Source organism: Pseudoalteromonas sp. NBT06-2, assembly GCF_002276045.1.
GTDB lineage: Bacteria > Pseudomonadota > Gammaproteobacteria > Enterobacterales > Alteromonadaceae > Pseudoalteromonas.
Window position 1 is genome coordinate 1 of record NZ_NQMR01000140.1, and the last position, 20,288, is coordinate 20,288.

A 20,288-nucleotide genomic window follows, 5' to 3' on the forward strand; every position below is an offset into this window, starting at 1 on the left:
TAGAATTTACAGCTAAGCTGTATTTATAACTTATCATTTATTGAGTAAATGTAAATAGTTTGTTTACAGAAATGGTTGTTATTTGATTTTATAATTCACTGTTAATATCAAATTTAGACAGCTAAAAAATAATTTATTCGTATTTTCAACTTGTTTTTGATAGCTACAATGGGCTTTTGATTTAGAGCATAAATTTAATTTGTTTTCTAGATACCTATTGTCATATGAGGGTGATTTTATTCTTAAACACCTTAATTTTATTCTTAAACACCTTAATAGTACAATCAAAAAATTGCTTATAAACTCCGATTGTTTTAGAAGTGTAAAGGTACACTTTAACTAAAGACTTCGTTAGATGTATTATTATCTAAAATAACGAGGTCAAAAATGCCAAAGAAAATATTATCAACAGAATTTAAACGTGAATGTGCAGAACTAGTAATTGTTCATGGTTATAAACATAAAGATGCCGCAGTAGTTATGGCCGTAGGATTATCATCCATTCAGCGCTGGATCAGTCAGTATAAAAAAGAACAACAAGGTATCACACCAACAGCGAGAGCTTTATCGCCTGAACAAATACGTATTCAGGAACTAGAAAAGCAAATTAAGCAGTTAAAAAGTGATAATCAACTATTAAAAAAATCGTCTGCCTATTTCGCCATGGAAATGAATTACGGCAACAAGTAGCTGTTTTGTTGACCATTACAGTATAGTTCGTGCTAAATTTTTAATTAATATAAGTGCCTATCTTATATGTGTTAAAATAAGTGATATCGCATAAATGCTCGGTGAGGATATTTGTTTGTTCCTTTGTAATATGGCTTTCAGAACCGCCACTATTAATTGTTAATTAAATAATCTTCAATATATCGAACAACACTCATTTTTAGGTGCGGAAAGACAGTTAGTGTAAATCACAATGTACAGAGAAAAAATGAATATTTTGAAGACGAGTCACACAATAGTGACCCGCCTAACATAAAAAGAACATAGGATTTCATATGCTAGTTCTATGGATAGGTAATAGACCAACTGTCTAATTCACCCACAACACCGCCGGTACGATCATACAAATACAATTTCCATGTACCGTCAGAATCAATACCTGATGCATCAAAAGATAAAGTTTTATCAATACCATTGACAACGTTTGGTGCTTCGTATTTATGCACATACCACTTAGTGCCATCAGGCGCGCGTAACTTAACCAACAATTGATCAGCATCGACATGATTAATACGAACCTGCACAGTGACCACTCCTGAGTCTCCAGTACGATCAACCGCAATTGAACTCTTTACACCTAACCAGTCGTTATCAGGGATAACCAGATCAGTTTCATTAGCATAAGTATCACCGCAATCAACTTCACAAGGTGGGTTATAAACAACTGTAACAGCTTCAGTGATTGAGTCACTTGTTGCGCCTTCATTATCAACAACCGTTAATGAAACATCATAAGTACCGTTTTCAGCATAAGTATGTACTGGGTTCTGAGAACTAGAAGTATTGCCATCACCAAAATCCCATGACCAACTTACAACAGAGCCATCACTGTCAGAACTGGTGTCAGTAAAAGTTGCAGTTAAATCACTTACTACAGAACTGAAGTTAGCTTGTGGTGCTTCGTTACCGGGATCAACAGTTGTTGTGTAGCTAGCGACCAGATCAACACCAGAATAGTCACTATATGCACGAACCATAACATACCAACGTCCATCCTGAAGTTTATCGCTTGCCACATCAACCGTTTCATTATTGCCGCCTTTATAAGGTCGGTAATCATAAGTTGAAGTAGTCGGTTGTGCGCCGTAACGAACATAAATATCCGCATCACCACTGCCACCACTAATCGCAAACTGCAGTGCTTCTAATTCTTCACCCGATGCAACAGCCGCATCTAACCACCAGTGATAGACCTCATCACCTTTTGTACCGCTAATATCAGTCACAGCAACAGCGTTTTCCAATGCCCCACCAGGAGCTGGCGGAAGTGTGGATACTTCAACAGTAATTGATTGTGATGTTTGATCTGAATTGCCATTTGAATCCGTCACAGTTAAAGCAACATCATAAGTACCTTCTTCAGCATAAAGATGAATTGGATTCAGCTCGCTTGAACTACTTCCATCACCAAAGCTCCATGAATAACTTTCCAGATCGTTGTCAGGATCAGTACTTGAATTATTGAAAACAACTTCTAGTCCAGTAGCCGTATATTCAAAGCTAGCCACAGGCGGACGAGGTTCAACTTCAACTGATAATGCTGCAGCCGCATCAATTAATCCGTAACCAGTATATTTATCTTTACCGGGATCACGCAAATCAACAGCTGACTCAGCTAACGCCTGACGAATTTCTTCCGTACCATAGTCTGGATATTTAGCTTTTAACAAAGCAGCAACGGCAGTTGCATGGGGTGTTGCCATTGAGGTTCCACTCATGTAGCCGTAATCGGAAGCACTTACATTAAGGCTCACTTCAGGCAATGACTGAGAAAGTTCTAAACCTAAGCCATTAGCAATCACAACTGAAGGCACAGTTTGACCTGTGCCACAATCCGATGAGGATGCATCCGGTTGACAAAATGCCAACGTATAATCAAAAGCATCTTCAGCTGTTGAATTAATTAATACCATTCCGATAGCACCAGCAGCTTTTGCATTAATTGACTTGTCTCGCATTGGAATTTCACCGCGATTAACCAGCGCAATTTTTCCAATCACCAGACTGTCACCATTGGCATCAAAATAATCTTCATAATTACCCATTCCAGGCACTAACGCTAAAGTTCCAGCTGCAGAACCAATTGGACTACGATCAAGAGTGAAAGCTTCAAGTGGATTGCCGTTACTACTTAAATCAGCACAAAAACCTTCGCCTAAAGGCATAGTCGATTCAATCTGTGTACCTGGCGCAACAAAGTCCATAGCGATATTATAGTTTGAGAAAGAAGCACGTGTATTATTTTTACGGACAGCGCCAATTGCAATGGTTTCAGGGTAAGCACCTGGATTACTCAACCAGGGGTTCGAGTCATTACCTGTTGCGGCAACCATAATAAGACCTTGCTCATAAGCAGCTTCAACAGATGCTTTTAACGTTTGAGAACTACCGCCAGTACCTAAACTCAGGTTGACAATATCCAGTCCCATTGCAACAGCTCGTTCAATCCCACTTGCCACAGTGCTAACACTACCAGACAATCCGTTAAAAACACGAATACTGTAGAGCTCAACATCTGGCGCAATACCAACGACACCAATTGAATTATGTGCACCAGCAATAGTACCGGCAATATGAGTTCCATGAAACTTACTGCTACTACCACCAGCCAGATCAATTTCTTCGACTAGCACATCAGCAAGATCAGGGTGAGTTCCATCAACACCATTATCAATAATACCAACCTTTACACCTGCACCTGTAGATTCATTCCAGACTTGATCCGAATTAGTCTGCCCAACACCCCAGGGTTGAATTTCTCCCTCATCCCAAGCACATCCATTTAAGCTAACAGCGGAATCAGCTTCAACGTAGGCAACTACATCAAGGCTTTTCAACCAGTTTAGTTGTGTTGCATCAAGTTGAGGTACCTTAAGCGCATTGATCAATTTAAATGACTTTTCGACCTTGATATTCTTCGTTGCTAGCTGATTACTCAATAACGTCTGCTGTTGCAAAATGCTTTGAGAAACTTGTATTCGGCCACTGAAAACCTGAATTGAAGATAGGTTATTTTTAGGTGTTTTCAAACCAATAATATAACCATCAGTTTGCGTTTTTGCGGCTGTAGTTGTGGGTGAAATTGACGTCAGAGGTAGATCATCTGTCATTACACAAGTTGATGCAGTTGCAACTTGTGATTGTATACCGAAGGTAGCGCTGATCAGCACACCAATAATTAACTTTTTCTTCATTTTGTTTTGTTCCATTATTTTATTCAAAAACTCATCAATATAAATAAATTTTTAAAATGATATTTTTCGCAACAACGGACAGGGAGATTTTAAATCTGTCATTCTAGTAAGCATTAAAGAAGTCATTCAAAAAGCTACCTGTCCTACAAAAAATAAGATAGTTGAAATTAAGTTAAGACTAATGATTAAAATGTAATTGACCAGTTATCTAACTCGCCTTCTACACCTCTTGTACGATCATAAAGATACAATTTCCATGTACCTTCTGAATCAATACCCGAAGCATCGAAAGTCAATGTTTTGTCAATTCCATCTGCCACATTGCCATCCTCATATTTACTGACATACCATTTGGTGCCATCAGGTGCACGAAGCTTGATCAATAACTGGTCTGCATCGTCATGTACTATGCGAACTTTCACGCTCACTTGTCCAGAATCTCCAACACGATCGACACTGATGTTGCTTTTAACACCTAACCAATCGCTATCAGGAATAACAAGTACATCGTTATTTGAGTAGGTTTCACCAGCACAATCTTCGCCAACACAATCAACTACCTGAACTTGTGCGCTCACTGTAGATTGCGCGCTATCATCATCAGTCACCGTTAATGAAACAGCATAAGTACCAGCAGATTCATAGGTGTAAACAGGATTTTGCTCTGTTGATGTATTACCGTCACCAAAGCTCCATAACCAACCAATTAACTGGCCATCAGGATCAGAACTATTGTCGATAAAGTTAACGGTTAACAAATCTGCTGAAGTTGTAAAGTCAGCAACAGGGTCGTTGTTATCAGTGACAACTTCCAGTGTCTGGCTACTGGTGTTAGTTGCACCACCATTATCAGTCACAGTTAATGAAACAGTGTAAGCACCCGCAGAGCTATAAGTGTAAACAGGGCTCTGCTCTGTTGATATATTACCGTCACCAAAGTCCCATAACCATTCAACGATATCACCGTCATTATCACTACTTGAATCTATGAAAGTCACAGTCAATAAATCAGCATGAGTTGTAAAGCCCGACTCAGGTGCATTATTAGAAATAATGGTTGAGTAATTGCCAACAAGGTCAACATCGGAATAGTCACTATAAGAACGCACCATCACATACCAGCGGCCATCTTTAAGGTCATCTTGAACAACATTAACTGTCTCGTTATTACCACCCTTATAAGGACGGTAATCATAGGTTGAAGTGGTCGGTTTCGCGCCATGACGAACGTAGATATCCGCATCGCCAGAACCACCGCTAATTGCAAAAGAAATTGCATCTAATACCTTACCTGCATCTACATTTACATCAAGCCACCAATGGAACTGTTCGCCTTTAACACCATCGATATTTTCAACTGCAACGCCGTTCTCTAATGCACCGCCAGGGATTGCTTTTACCTGAATATCTTGTGATGAAACAGATGAGTCACCAGCATCGTCAATTACGGTTAATGTAACTGTGTAAGTTCCATAAGCCGCATAGGTGTGAACCGGATCTGATTCTGATGAAGTAGTACCATCACCAAAGTCCCATACTACACTGACAATAGAACCATCTCTATCATAACTATTATTAGAAAAACTAACCGTCATTTCATTTAAGTCATAATCATAAGTCGCAACAGGTTTCATATTACCACCATCTGCAAGATCAAGTGCAGCGCGTGAATCTACCAGCCCGGCACCGAAAGTATTATCTCGACCTGCATCACCCAAATCTAACGCTGATAATTTAAGGTAATCTCGTACAACATCCGTATTAACCTCAACACCATTTGCTTTTAATTTAGCAATGATAAGCGCTGAGACACCAGCAACATGAGGTGTCGCCATTGAAGTACCGCTGGCAATTCGATAACCATTACCCGGTTCAGTGGAATTAACTCCTGATCCTGGAGCAACGACGTCAAGCTCTGGCCCTCGTTGAGAAAAGGATGCTATATTATTAGAGCTGGTTGTCGCACCGACAGCAATAGTCCAAGGGTAACGACCGGGATACAGTATAGGAGCCGTGGCCCCGTCGTTTCCTGAAGCAGCAACCAGCACAATGCCGGAATCATATGCCGCTTTATAAGCAACTTCTTCTGTCTCAGTGGTTTCTGAACCACCGTAACTCATACTGACAATATCTGTACCCTGCTCTAAACACCAATCAAGGCCTGCCAGAATATCGGGATCTTTAGCTGAACCATTAGGCGAAAAAGCACCTACATTGTACAAACCTGCGCTAGGTGCTACCCCAACAACACCGATATCATTATCTGCTGCGGCTATTGTTCCCGATACATGTGTTCCGTGATAATGAGTATCCATAGGGTCATCACTTCCTGAGCCACCAGCACCCACTCCTACAGTACTAATCCCTTTGACAAAAGTATCTTTTAGGTCATCGTGGTTATAATCAATCCCAGTATCAATAACGCAGATTTTCACCCCTTCGCCCTTACTATCTATCCAAGCATCGGGTGATCTAACGCGATCAATCCCCCACGGCGTATTCTGGGCTTGAATTGAACTTTCGACCAGTTGTTTGGATCCCATGACTTCTACAATATAACCTTGGGCTCTAAGTGATTTAACTTGGTCATCAGTTAACTCGGCAAACGATATTGCCCCTAAATTTTTCAATTGTTTAGATACTCTAATGCCAGCTTGAGCAAGCCTTTTCTTGACTCTTAACTGAATATTAGCAATTTGACTCAATCGCTGTTCAACGCGGGCTTGAATTCCATTGGTATTACCAAGTAATTGACTTTGCTCTGGCGCGATAATAGAGTAGGTTAGATTTTTTGTTGTTTGAGAGTCTATAGACTGAGCCGAAGCAGTAAAAGCTGATACGCTTAAAATTGCCGATATGGCTAAACATAAGTGTGACTTTTTCATTTTTTTCTCCTAGTTATGTGTCACAAAAAATACAGTTGTCAGGCAAATGTTTGGCATAAAACGAATGCCATTCATCCTCCACCAGCTCTAATCCCTAAGGGTTAAATACAAGGGATTACACCAACAACTGCTAGTAAATTACCAGAAGAAAAAACCTTCTGGTAACGCACAGATGGATACAACAGTGAGAAACCAATTGGATAACAACTAGCTCGGGAAAACTCACTAACCAATCTACACTTCGAGAGTTTGTCTTGATAAACAAATTGCTAATATGGCAAAGCTATTTGTTCATCAATAAGGCCTCGCAGTTTCATCAAACACATTTTGTATTTGACTAATTTGTGAAGTTAATCTTCGGATTGTTAATCCTGAGCCTTTTAATTCTGGAATTGAACACTCCAGCTATTAATTTTTCCACCATCACGACTGACATGATCAGTCACTTCTAAAGTCCAGGTGCCAGCAGATTCACTGCTACCAAAATTCACGCTGTATGACTCGTAAATATCATTTGAACTGCCACCACTACGGCTTCTCAATAAATGCTTTAAACCATCAGGAGTAATCAGGTTGATTTCCAAGTCACCAATATAAGTATGGTCAATTTCTACATTAACCGTCACAGCGCCAGACTCACCTGCACGGTCAACTTCAATATCACTAGTAACAACAATATCTGCCGCTGTGCCAATGGTATAGTCTGTGGTATTTTCAAAGCGTGGTCCGCCGCTCGTTGGTGGTTCACCTTCAGCATAAGTTGCAGTTAATGTCAGATTGTCACTAGCGTTATATCCGTACACCAATACATACCAACGACCAGCTTGCGGATTGTTGATTGATACATTTTCCGTGCTATCAAAACTGCTCGATTTTTTATCGTAATTGCTTTTAGTTGCTTCTTCGTTAAAGCGAACATAAAGGTCAGCATCTCCATTATTACCAGTTAACACAACATCAAGAGAATCAGAGTTAGCTAGCACATCAATGTAGTAAACGACAGAAGCCTTATCTCCAACATTAATACCTGTTGTTGCAACACCATTAAGTAATTCATTCTCGCCTGGTTCTGGATCTGGGTTACCGCCTGAATCGCTCACAGTAATAGATTGTGTGCTGGTTGAAGTTAAACCATCATTATCTGTAACAGTTAATGAAATGTGATAATTCGCAGCTGTAGAATAAGTATGCGATGGATTTTGTTCAGATGAAGTGGTTGAGTCACCAAAGTCCCAAGACCAATTTGTAATATAACCATCACTGTCAGCACTTAAATCTGTTAAATTGATGGATAAATCATTGATAGCTATACTAAAGATTGAACTTGGATCAACAGGATCAGGGGTACAATCAGTACAGGGCTCACCATTAAACACCAAAGTTGCATTTCCTTCACCTGAAACCGCTTTAACAACAACATAATACTGCCCTGCAACTGTCGGTTTGAAAGTAATGTTTTCGTCAATACCATTACCGACGTTAATACTTCTTGTCAACAGTAGCGGCTGACCATTTGGACCCGCTACAGATTGATAAACAAATAAATCAAAGTCAGCACCATTTGGCACGTTTAATACAAAGTTTGCATCGCCATCACCATAAACTGAAGAGACCTCAGCCTGAGTTACATTAATATGACGAGCGAATGCTTTTGGTTGTTGCGCCTTTTCTAAAATATACTCGCCATCGTATGCGCCATATGCATCGATTTGAGTGGAAGTCCACGTAGCTAAACTTGAAACAAGGTTTAATGAAGCAGAATCACCAGGTTGAAGTCCATGTAACACAGCATCAACTGCTGCATCAGCATTAATTCGACCATAGCCTTCATTATTATCTTTACCATAATTTTGACTGGCAGCATCTTGCGCTGGGTCGTAACCACGATTAAGTATCGGATAATAGTTTTCTATATTAGAAAAACCTAGTTTGGTTTGCTCACGCTTAGTATTTAGTTCTGTTGCCGTCATAAAGACTAGACGTTTAACGTGTCTGGCTTTTTCGCGTTTGTCTAAAATATCTCCAACCAGTGCAAAATCATCTTTATCGACATAGTTATTCCAACCACCAAGCGCATCATAAACAAGCGCAAATACGCCTGATGCACTAGGTGTCGCCATTGAAGTGCCTTGCATGCCCATACCATCATTAGTTATGTAATCATATCCCCACGCACTACCGGCCATATTAAAGTTACCACCACCATTATGAGCAGAAATAATGCCGCCACCAGTCATATTGGAACCGCCCGGTGCCAAAATATCGAGCTCAGGTCCAGAATTAACATACCAAGGAATTGTTTCAGCCGGTGTTATACCACCAACGGCAACAGTTCCATCAAGGTTTGCTGGCGCAACTAAACCGCTAGAACCAGTATCATTACCTGCGGCAGTCACACCAATAACCCCCATACCTTCCAGTTTATTCCAGATTTGGCCACTATCACCTAAACTACTTCCACCAGCACTTAAGTTGACAATCACCGTATGATACTGAGCAAGTTCACTCCATAAATCACCGATAGTAGATTCAAACTCTGATGCACTGGTTGCCTTAACTGCAAACAACTTGGTATCTGGTGCCATACCGGTGTAATAAAGACGACCATCTTGCGGGTCAGTACCATCACTATTAATTTCAACCGGCCAATGGGCAACATACACAAAATGCATTTTGGGGCTGAACATACCACTTGAAGGAATACTTCTGTTGGTCACCACATGATAGGTTCCAAACTGCGCACTGCTGGTTATTTCGTACTCCAACACATTCCAGTTAATTTCAGGCAGTTCTTCTTCAGTATCTTTTTTATTTAATTCAGGCGTGCCCGTCAAAGAATTAAGACGAGCAACGGTGGTTGTACCACCAACAACTTTTCGGCCATTACTCATGTCATAAGTTAATTCCTTGTTGCCATGACGCAATTCCAGATAATTAACATTGCCTTTTTCGCTATTAAAAGTGTACTCAATGCGAATGATACCAAGCTTATTAACATGCATGGCTGTTTGTTCTGGATATTCACCGTTGAGCCCTGAAGTATAAGCATTGGTATTAACCACACGACCTTGTCCATCGACTACACCAAAACCTGAACCTGCGATAATGCCGGCAGCGTGCGAGCCGTGTCCCGGTCCAAATGAGGTGGTATCATCGCTGGCGGGAGCGCCACTGGCGTGATGCCAGAAAACGGTTTTACCGCTCCAATCATCATTCCCATAATAAGGCCCTAGTGCCTGATGATTGACATCTACACCCGTATCAAAAATAGCAACAGTCGAATTAGGATCACCTGTTACTCCCTGAGTCCATACGCGATTTCTCGCACCCACTTGGTTGGGTGCATGGTTGCCAGCAATGCTTTCAAATAACGTTAAGCCAAGCAATAAGCTTATCCCTGCCCCAACTAAAACTTTATTATTCATATTTATCTCCCCCTCGTAAAACGAGTTGTTTTTATATTTTATTATGTGAATTAATACTTGAATCCATTAACGACATTATTGGGTAAATCCTAGGCTCCAATTTTGTAAGCTACCGGTATCTCGATTAGCTAAATCCTGTACTTTTAATTTCCAGTCTCCAGATATATTGGTTATCGAAAGCGATAGCTCTACTTCCAGTTCTAAATTATTAGTACCACCACCTTCGCGGTTGTGTAGTACCCATTCAGTTAAGTCTGGTGCTAACAGAGTGACTACAAGATCGCCTTTGTAGGTGTGCGTAATATTCACGCTGACAACAACCGTTGATGCTGAGTTAGTCGAATCCACGATGATGCTTGATATCACTCCGATCGCATCGTTATCTGGAATATCAATCGACTCGTTTGAAGAATAGAAATCATCAATAACCGGTGGTGGTGTCGGAACGTTATAACCAGCAGTTAAGCTCACATCGTTATATTCTCGATAAGTACGTAACATGATGTAGTAACGACCTGCATCAGGTTGACTGATGGTCAGCGATTCATTACTACCACTTCGAATGGCTCGCTTATCATAATCACCTCGACTGGCTTCTCGGTCGAACGCAACATATAAGTCCGCATCACCGTTATCACCAAAAAGGGTAATATTCAGCTCTGAAACACCTTCAGGTACATCAATGTAATAGTTGATTTCTTCATAACGAGTAGAGGACGACAAACCTATTTTGGGCATGCCATTTTGCAATGTCTTTTGGTCTACAGGCGGTGGTGGATCAATATCTTCAGAAACATTAATTGATTGCGTGGTCAAAGCTTGTGTACCGTCATCATCTGAAACTGTCAAACTGACCGAATAATCTCCTGTGACACTATAAGAATGCGAAGGTGATGCTACAATGCTTCCAGAGCCATCTCCAAAGTCCCATAACCACTCGATTACTTGACCATCTGAATCGTTACTTTGGTCGTTGAATTGAACCGCTAGTTGATTTGAAACATAATCAAATTGAGCAGTTGGCGCTTCGTTTTCTGGTGGGCAATCTGAGCAAGGTTCACCATCTTCTATATTCTGATTAACATTATTTAACTCAACCAATAATCCCTCAGTTAAGGAAGATTCCAGCACTCGAACAACCACGTTTGTACCAGGCAGGGTTAAGCTCTCGCCTACTTTTAAAGTTGCATCGAACAATCCTAGAGGATTCTTTTCGATATTTGTTTCACTGTCAGTAAATGAATTGAATGCGCGAGTTCGATGGTCTATAAAATAATATTTATAATCACTCGGTTGATCAGTTGTTTCTGGGTGCGCATCGACCACGTCTTCCCAGATCCCATCACTGTAACCTGAATCTTTGTTTGCATAACTACGCCAGTTATCATTAATTTTCCAAATCAATAATCCCCAATCCGGAAGTGCAATATCCCAGCTGGTTTTCTGACGATTTTCTAGAATATAGTACTCGCCGCCTCCCGCATCAACTGTCACCAAGTTGCGCTGCCCACTCTGAGTATTAGTAACAGCACTAACATCCGTTGCCGCTGCCAGTCGTACAACAGAAGTTAAGTTGCCCGAGTCTAAATCCAGCGGTTGAGCTTCCCAACCTAAATTGACACGGTTCCATGGCGAGATTAAAACAGGTATTGTATTTTTTAGTGAATCTTCAGATTGGTATACATCGGGCGTATCAGGATTAACGCCATTCCAGGACCCTGCTCCTACTAACTGAAAACGATACGCAGGAATTCGATTGGAAATATCTTTGTCTTTTGTATTAAGAACCGCATGACCGAGTTCATGCGTAATTACACCAATTCCATCATGAGCAGAAATACAGTTGGCTTTTCCATTGTCACCTGCCAGATAAGCAATCGGATGAATAAAATCACTATCTGGATCCCAACCTGTTCCTGCCCACTCAGCATCCCACTCATCAGCCCATGATGGACCAGAAAAAACGATCACAGTTTTGTCATAATATGACTCGTGTTGCCAGTCGCCGTTTCTCGCACTGTTGTAAGATCTGATAGCACCAGTTAACAAGGACGTTGGAGCAAACGCACTACCCGCATACTGTTCCATATTGCCCATATCTATCCATTGATCAAACACGTGGAACGTCATATTAATTTTGTTTCTGGAAACGTCGAGATAATAATCGCGTGCGCTAGTATTATATAACTGACTGAGTTCACTTATTGAAACTGGCGCATGGTAAGGATTGTCACTGCCAATACTTTTATCATGTTTCCAATTTGAAAATTCAACTGGAATAACCAGTATTTTGTAATTCCCACTTACTCCATCACCGCTGTTTTGAATAGGTATTCTCGGGTCAGCAATTACCGTTGAAATAAATAAAAAAGCCGCTAACAGGCATAGTGAAGCACAATAACGCATGGCATTCTCCTAAATAAATTTATGTTGATTGGTTTGCCGAACGGCAAATTTTTATTGAAACACCGTTAACATCTAAAAGTGATTAAACGGGTAAAAAGAAAAAATACTTATCCTATGCTTGTTAATAAATGCGACTGAAAATTGAACTAGCGTTCGCCTATTCTTATCCAAATTACTGTTATTTCGCCACTGACAGCGGAAATATAAATATTGATTCAAAATATAATTTTGTAAGCTGAAGCTGTTTAAAGTTGAAGACATTTCCCCTCCCCTTCACCTAAGTAAGATTTCATAGATTTAACTATTGTTACTTTCTGCGTGACAAAAGTTAATCTACTAAATCAGTAACGTAACCTTCTGTCTCGTCGTTATAGATATACATTGAAAATTATCTACGACACAACAATTCCGGATAGATTTTAGGTAAATTTTAGGTTGGTATTTGCCACAATAAATTTTAGAAAAATTTTAGGATCCCTGAGAATAAGGTCAATGCGGGGGTTTACTGTAAAATAGATAAGATTTAAACAAAAATTAAATATTGTTAAGAATTGGTAAATAACGCACCCCACCCATCAATAGTTAAGTACCAATCTAATAACAACCACACCAGAAAGGTAGCAACTACATAACAATTAAATGGAAATTACATGGCAATTACTGTAAGTTTTAGGCTGTGTTCCATAACACTGTTGTCCACACTATAACGAATTAAATTATAATAAAATGTTGCTGATATGATAAAATAGCGAGCTTCACAAGCACGGATGCTTGTACAAAGCCCCATGTAGGGTTCCCGTCTCGCTTGATTACTCAGCAACACTTAAATACAACAGCGCCAAGTTTTAATACTTTTATTACCTATATTGTGGACGAATTATCGCTAATCATGTAATGATAGTGATGTTATCGGATCTTCTAAATGGATATATAAGTCGACGATGCAACAAAGGGATTTACAATAATATAAAAACAATAATACTTGTTTACTAGGTGATTCTAATTATGTCGTATCGAGAAAAAAAATATTACTTAGGTGAGTGGCTCGTAAACCCAATGAGCAATCACATATCAAATAAACATAAAAAGAAAGAAGTTATTCCTAAGCTAATGGAAACACTATGTTTTCTTGTAGAACACCATAGGAAAGTTGTCAGCGCGGACAAAATTGTAGAAGCTATATGGCAAAAAACTGTCGTTGGTGACAATTCACTTTATAACAACATAGCACAACTTAGAAAACTGTTAGAAGATACCGAAAAAAAAAAACAATATATAGAGACCATTCCCAAGAGAGGTTATCGTCTTATAGCGTCTTTACAAAACTATCAAGAAGTTGAAAAGGCTAATCTTGATTATATTTCACTATCAAGTATTAATAACAAAGTAAAAAAGAGCCCCTTGTTAGTGGCAACTGTGCTTGTTTTATCCCTCACTACAACGTTAGTACTGTTAAACACACCTGATAAAGACGTTCCCGTCCATGTCCTTCCTTCAATGACAACAATCGCGGTACTACCATTTGGAACACCTCAGAATCACGAATCGACCACTTATTTTTCACAAGGAATTAGTGACTCTATGGCAAACCGCCTAAGCCAGGTACCTGGACTTAAAGTTATATCAAAATCGACCAGTGAAATAGTAAAAAAAGATAATGCATCATTAACGCAACTGAATAAAAAACTAGGCATAGGTACAGTTCTCACCGGGAGTGTTCAAAAACATAAGCAGAATATTCGCGTTATTGTGCAACTAATTAATACCGAAGATGGTCGAATTCTATGGTCTAACACCTTCAATAAAAAATTGGATGATGTATTTCAAATTCAAGACGAGATCACTCAAGCAACTGCTGATACTCTAAAACTTAATTTAATCTCTTCCAGTCGACCGTTAGATGTAAGTACCAAGGCCTATGACTATTATTTAATGGGTAGGTTTTTATGGAACAGAAGAAACGCAGAAGACACTGAACGCGCAATTAATTATTTCCAAAAAGCCATCGAAATATCCCCAAATTATGCCCTAGCCTACATTGGCTTAAGCGATGCGTATATTTTTCAATACGAATACGGTTACTTGCCAAGAGATAAAGCATATAAGGAAGCCCAGTATAATATTAAACGGGCACTTGAACTTGATAGTCAACTTGCCGAACCTTATACCTCCCTAGGGCTAATAGCCATGAACCTTGGCGATTATAACAAAGCAGAGGAGTTATTTAATCAAGCGATAGATTTAAACCCTAATTACAGCACGGCCTACCACTGGTACGGGCTTTTACTTAACAATATAGGCGAATACAAAAAAGCACTTAAACTTCAACAACATGTACTTTCTATCGATCCGCTCTCGGCTATCGTTCATCGCAACGTTGCATTCAGTTACTTACTTAGTGGCAACCGAAAAAAAGCGATAGAACATTTTGAAATGTCATTGAACATGGGGCCAGACTTATTCGGCACAGCATTTTTGAAACTCAACATTTATCAGCTTAACCAACAAGCAGCCGAGCAAATAATTAGATTTATTATTAAAAATTACACAACAATTCCAGAGACTGTACCACATAAAATTACCCTAGCATTATTGGCCCTAACCGCCGGTACTGAATCTAAAGCCAAAATATTTGTCGAACAGTCAAAAATGCTGGTGCCGGATCATCCAAGAATCACAGATGCATTAATAGCCTTGCATGCAGCTGATTACGACTGGGAAAAAGTGATTGATTTATTGAACAACAAGCTTCAACGCCAACCGTTAAATCAGTCTGTTAAGCTAGAACTTGCATACGCCTATTACTTTGCTCAACGTTATGATTTATTACAAGATCACCTTAAAGAATATGGCCACTCGTTAAAAGGCAATTGGCGTATTTATCTACTGGCTAATATGAATGTCGCTTTTACGACTCCACAACTCACAAAGACAGTTCCCACTATAACAATAGAGCCACTTGAAGAAGTTGCATTGCTAATTAATAACAATCGATTTGATGAAGCAACCAATAAACTTCACCAGTACACCAAACAAGGCTATATTGATGATTTTTCACAACGTTGGTGGACTATTGAAAATGACCCACTGTTTGAATCAATACGAGACAGCGATGACTTTAAATCAATAGTTAATGAACTTAGGCGCAACAAAGCAATATTAAAATCCCTTTATCTAAAGGTCCCGACCAGTTCGTCTATTATTGGAATACCAAACAACAAGATTTAAAGATACTTTTCGAGTGAAATTATATAAACCTAGCGACCTAAAATTTTTGGCGTGTTCTAATGCAATTGACTAAAGTCAAAGTAAGAGACATAAAAACGCAGCTCAATCATAGAGCTGCTTGCATTTAATCACAATATTTCTAATTAAAGTCTACTTTTAAACTCCCCTCTGTCATTGCTTTATAGCCATAAACCATGATGTACCAAGTGCCAGATTCAGGCCTTTCGATACTAATTGACTCATTAGATCCCCACTTTATGGATTTATAATCAGCACCAGCATAATTGCGAGTTGGTTCATCACCAAAATTTACGTAGATGTCACCATCGCCATCTCCACTTAATGTGATCGTCATAGAAGTTAAGCCTTGCGGTACATTGATGTAATAAATTTCTTCGGCCTTACTACCAACAACTAATGGAGACAATGTAACACCTGCCACCAACTCATAAGGATCACTACTGTCACCCGACTCAGTTACACTAACCGTTTTTATAGTTGCAGCCTGAGCTCCATCATTATCTATAACAATTAGCGAAACCTGATAATTGCCTGCCTGAGTGTAATTATGAACCGGGTTTTGTTCAGTCGAACTACTGCTATCTCCAAAATCCCAACTCCAGCTAGCAACATTGCCATCTGTATCTGAGCTCAAGTCATTAAAAGTAGCGTTTAATTCATTTGTACTAAAACTAAAATCTGCATCTGGAGACTGGTTTTCACCAGAAATTACTAAATCAACTTGCTGAACTCCTGATGTAACAGCGCTATAAGCATACACCATAATATGCCAATCACCAGAAGCTGGGCTGTCAACTATAATCGTTTCACTTGAACCATAGCCTGCAGATTTATAATCATAACCACCGTAGTTTCTATTTGCTTGTTGACCAGCTTTTACATACAGGTCTGCATCACCGGTTCCAGAGAAATTAATTGTCATTTTACTTGTGCCCACCGGTACATTTATGTGGTAGTGGTTTTCATCTTTTGATGCAATATTGATGTTAGTTTTTGCTACACCATTAACTAACTCAAATGGATCAATAGAAACCTCAGTTACACTCACTGTTTGTGATACCTGAGTCTGACCGCCATCGTTATCTGTAATGGTTAAAGTTACACTGTAGTCACCTGCAGAAAGGTACTCATGGGTTGGATTTTGTTCTGTTGAATAACCGGTATCCCCGAAACTCCACTGCCAGCTTACAATCGTTCCATCACTATCACTACTAGTATCAATAAAATCTATCACTAACCCAGAAACAAGCGAGTTAAAGCTGGCTGATGGTAATTGATTCACTTGCCCAGCGATAACATCAATCATGACACTATTGGTATGACTACATAACTCGTTCGATACGGTTAAAGTAATCTCATGCTGTCCTTCAGATAAGCTAACCGAAGCTTGTTCACTGTTAGCCAATAAACCATCAAGATTACTACGCCACTCGTATATACTATTACCAAAAGTTGAAGTTGAAGTCGCATCCAACTGGACAGACACATCTTTAGAATAACTTTGCCCTGAAACAGGTACACTTATTGAACTAACAATAGTTCTTTCTGCATCATCAGTTAATTCAAAATTAGCAACTTCACTATCATTGACCGTAATATTTTGACTTTCCTGAGCAAACCCACATGCATCAATTTTTAGGTTCCAGTCACCTTCAATAATACTATTAAAACTATATTGACCATTACTATCTGTTGTTGTTACATTTGCCACAGATGATTTAGTCTGCGTAGGAGTTAGTGACATTATATTGAGTTGAGTAGACTCATTATTGAGTTTATTTTTAGATGGTTGACGCTTTTCTGTTTGACGATTAACACTTGTTACTGCGAGCGTTATTTCATCATGGGCATGTGTGATTTCTTCATGTCCATGAGATGTTTCAGCTGATTGATTAGATGCTGTTTTTAGAGCCGTTACGTTTTTTTGTGCTGAAGTTGCCGCAAGGTTGGAAGACCCGCTGGACACCATCACAGTAATTGAACCGTCTTCATGTTCTTCTAACAGCTGTACTGAAAGCTCATCTTCTTGATATTCTTCTACTTCACCAATATTAAAGGCTGCGTCGTCAATTCGAGCACGACAGCCATAATGGGTATAATCGGGAAGCGTTCCAGGATGGCTATCTCTAATACGTACAGGCCCTTTTAGTTTCATTCGGCCAGCTAAAGAAGTATCGTTAAAATCAATGACGATCCCGGTTTGACCTTCCCCTGAACTACTGTGAACTAAACCACGATCAAAACCAATTGGTTGGCGATTAGTGATACTCCACCATTGTGAAGAATTGGAGCGATATACCATAACAGCTTGTGTACCATTGCCTGTAGTTGAATAAGGGTACACACGGATTGTTTTATTTTTACCTGGTGAAACTGAGGTTGCTTCTAATACATTATTTTCCCAGAATGTTTTGTGATACCACTTCCAAAGAGTCCAGGGTGTAGGCAGTGATGGTTGCTCACCAACAAGGTGGGCAGAACACATTCCATCTTTACCTTCACACGGATCAATATAACCCGCCTCACAACTTGAACCACGTGGGTCAGTTATAAAGCTATTAAGCTTGTTATACATGCCAATTCCCATAGTGCCCCATTTTCCAACGGTACCTAATGGCGTGGAAAGTTCGTCACTAGTATTACAAGTACCACCTATGTATAAATCTTGTACTGCTGTTTCACCCATTGAGTGATACATCTCGTGAGCGATATTTCCAAGTGGTGAATACTCAGGCACTAAGGATTGAACTGGCGATTTTTTAGTTGACGTAACATACTCAGAATTAAGCATAGAAACAGGATTCATATCACAAGAACTACCAGTAATTGATTTTGGTAGTCCCGCAGTCATCACCACCACATGATCGATTTTATCATCTGCACCCGGTTCATGATCCCAACTGGTACTTCGGTCATACTTAGGATCGTTGTAGTTAACTAATGTTGTGGATTTACTAACCACATAATCGACGATGTCATCCCTGTCTGAATTTTCATGGGGATACTGTAAATCTGGATCTGTTACTTGAACCAGAACATTCGCACCTTTTTTCAAATCAAGGTGACCATGTGACAGCTGGTAATAAAAGTTGCGGATTGATGCTGCACCTGGGGTATCATCAAAATATAATTGTTCGGCCCAAGCAGCATCATGATCTGGATGAAATTTAACACTATCAAATTCAGCTCTTAGTAAAACGACATAATCTTCACTCATTTCAACAGGCTTCACAGCTAGGTCATGAGCCACATTTTGGTTAGCAACCAGATCAAGATTCATTCGATACTGAATTTCATAACCTCTTTTCCATACACCTATGGTATATTTCTCAGGTGTGAGCCCGTCGAGCAGGTAATAGCCATCACTATCAGTGATTGCAATTGCAGGCGACTCCCCCCCTATCTCAGGTTGTACGTCAATAAACACTTGAGCCCCAGAAATGCCCTGCTGTGTCACACTATCGAGCACCCGACCACTAATACTATTACTAACCGAAACTTCTTGTAGTGTAATTTTCGCACCTTCGATTAAATCTCCTGAATTTTTTCCTGATATTTGTCCTGATATATCAAAAATGCCCGCTTGAATTGAACATGTAACCGACGCACTTAACAGTGCAACCGAAACTTTAATTAGCTTCATATATACTACCCCAGTTTATACTTGGATTATCATTTATAGGAGACGTTTAGAGCTGTCCAGTCTGAATCCCTTTTAATTTTCTATAGATTAACTATCAATCAATAGCCCTCTATCTAGAGTCGATTTATAGATGGTTTTGTAGGTATAGTTCAAGAGGAAATAGTTTTATTTTAGAAAAATATTAGAACATTTTAGGTAACACCTCAATATCCCGTAGCGAGATCAAAACAAGATAAAAATCAGCGTGTAAAATATTTTGAGGAGCTATAGAAACCATTAATTGATCCCGTCAGTAAGTCAAACAAAGTAGCTTAGGCTAATTTAAGCCTGTTATCTCTATGATAATAAAACTCCCTGACTTTCCTGGGTCAGAACAAAGACCCAGGTGAAAAACTTGTTGGGGAGCTTAGCTAAATTGTCTTAAACTGTTGAGCGCTAACGCGAAGAAATTGAAACCCTTAAAGACGAAGTTAATGTGTTAAAAGGATAGAAAAAGCGCCCTAAATTCAAGGCCAGTAGACTAGGTTAAAGCACAGATGATGAAAAGCCTAAAATGAAACGGGTACATCCAATGATAAACGTCTTGGCTCAGCCAAACAAAGTAAAAATTAGTTATCCACCATGATAAAGTCGTGCAACCTTTGCAGTTGGAAAAACTCAGAGCATGGAGTGTTGATATTTTCAGCGGATACATTAACCGTCTTCAAACAGAGAAACACAGTGATTTCCATATGGAAAAGGATGACTTACTGGAAAA

General features: G+C 39.5%; 7 protein-coding genes. 2 read left to right on the forward strand and 5 right to left on the reverse strand.

Annotated elements, in window-relative coordinates:
- Positions 1-387: 387 nt before the first annotated feature.
- A complete protein-coding gene (locus tag CJF42_RS20760) occupies positions 388-690 on the forward strand; it encodes a transposase (protein ID WP_095368504.1) in 303 nt (100 codons plus the stop codon).
- A 323-nt stretch (positions 691-1,013) separates the two neighbouring features.
- On the opposite strand, the gene CJF42_RS20765 is transcribed toward CJF42_RS20760, so the two are convergent.
- The 4 genes from CJF42_RS20765 to CJF42_RS20780 form a co-directional block, all read right to left on the reverse strand.
- A complete protein-coding gene (locus tag CJF42_RS20765; RefSeq protein ID WP_170940693.1) occupies positions 1,014-3,923 on the reverse strand; it encodes a S8 family serine peptidase in 2,910 nt (969 codons plus the stop codon).
- Positions 3,924-4,108: 185 nt separating this feature from the next.
- A complete protein-coding gene (locus CJF42_RS20770) occupies positions 4,109-6,808 on the reverse strand; it encodes a S8 family serine peptidase (protein WP_095368506.1) in 2,700 nt (899 codons plus the stop codon).
- 380 nt (positions 6,809-7,188) lie between these two features.
- Positions 7,189-10,233, reverse strand: coding sequence for a S8 family serine peptidase (locus tag CJF42_RS20775; RefSeq protein ID WP_095368507.1), 3,045 nt, complete (start codon positions 10,231-10,233; stop codon positions 7,189-7,191).
- Positions 10,234-10,308: 75 nt separating this feature from the next.
- Complete coding sequence (locus CJF42_RS20780) at positions 10,309-12,639, reverse strand: proprotein convertase P-domain-containing protein (protein ID WP_095368508.1); 2,331 nt, start codon at positions 12,637-12,639, stop codon at positions 10,309-10,311.
- Between the two features lie 1,005 nt (positions 12,640-13,644).
- On the opposite strand from CJF42_RS20780, the gene CJF42_RS20785 reads away from it, so the two are divergent.
- Positions 13,645-15,867 carry a FlgO family outer membrane protein gene (locus tag CJF42_RS20785; RefSeq protein ID WP_095368509.1) on the forward strand — a complete coding sequence of 741 codons (2,223 nt, stop codon included), beginning with the start codon at positions 13,645-13,647 and terminating at the stop codon, positions 15,865-15,867.
- Between the two features lie 139 nt (positions 15,868-16,006).
- Here the strand turns inward: CJF42_RS20785 and CJF42_RS20790 are convergent, their stop codons facing one another.
- Positions 16,007-19,531: a PKD domain-containing protein gene (locus CJF42_RS20790; protein ID WP_095368510.1), complete on the reverse strand. Its 3,525-nt coding sequence runs from the start codon at positions 19,529-19,531 to the stop codon at positions 16,007-16,009.
- Between the last annotated feature and the right edge of the window lie 757 nt (positions 19,532-20,288).

Bases quoted from the DNA above. Each gene is read 5' to 3' on its own strand.
- CJF42_RS20775 (WP_095368507.1), bottom strand. From the start codon at position 10,233: ATGAATAATAAAGTTTTAGTTGGGGCAGGGATAAGCTTATTGCTTGGC.
- CJF42_RS20765 (WP_170940693.1), bottom strand. From the start codon at position 3,923: ATGAAGAAAAAGTTAATTATTGGTGTGCTGATCAGCGCTACCTTCGGT.
- CJF42_RS20760 (WP_095368504.1), top strand. From the start codon at position 388: ATGCCAAAGAAAATATTATCAACAGAATTTAAACGTGAATGTGCAGAA.
- CJF42_RS20770 (WP_095368506.1), bottom strand. From the start codon at position 6,808: ATGAAAAAGTCACACTTATGTTTAGCCATATCGGCAATTTTAAGCGTA.
- CJF42_RS20785 (WP_095368509.1), top strand. From the start codon at position 13,645: ATGTCGTATCGAGAAAAAAAATATTACTTAGGTGAGTGGCTCGTAAAC.
- CJF42_RS20780 (WP_095368508.1), bottom strand. From the start codon at position 12,639: ATGCGTTATTGTGCTTCACTATGCCTGTTAGCGGCTTTTTTATTTATT.
- CJF42_RS20790 (WP_095368510.1), bottom strand. From the start codon at position 19,531: ATGAAGCTAATTAAAGTTTCGGTTGCACTGTTAAGTGCGTCGGTTACA.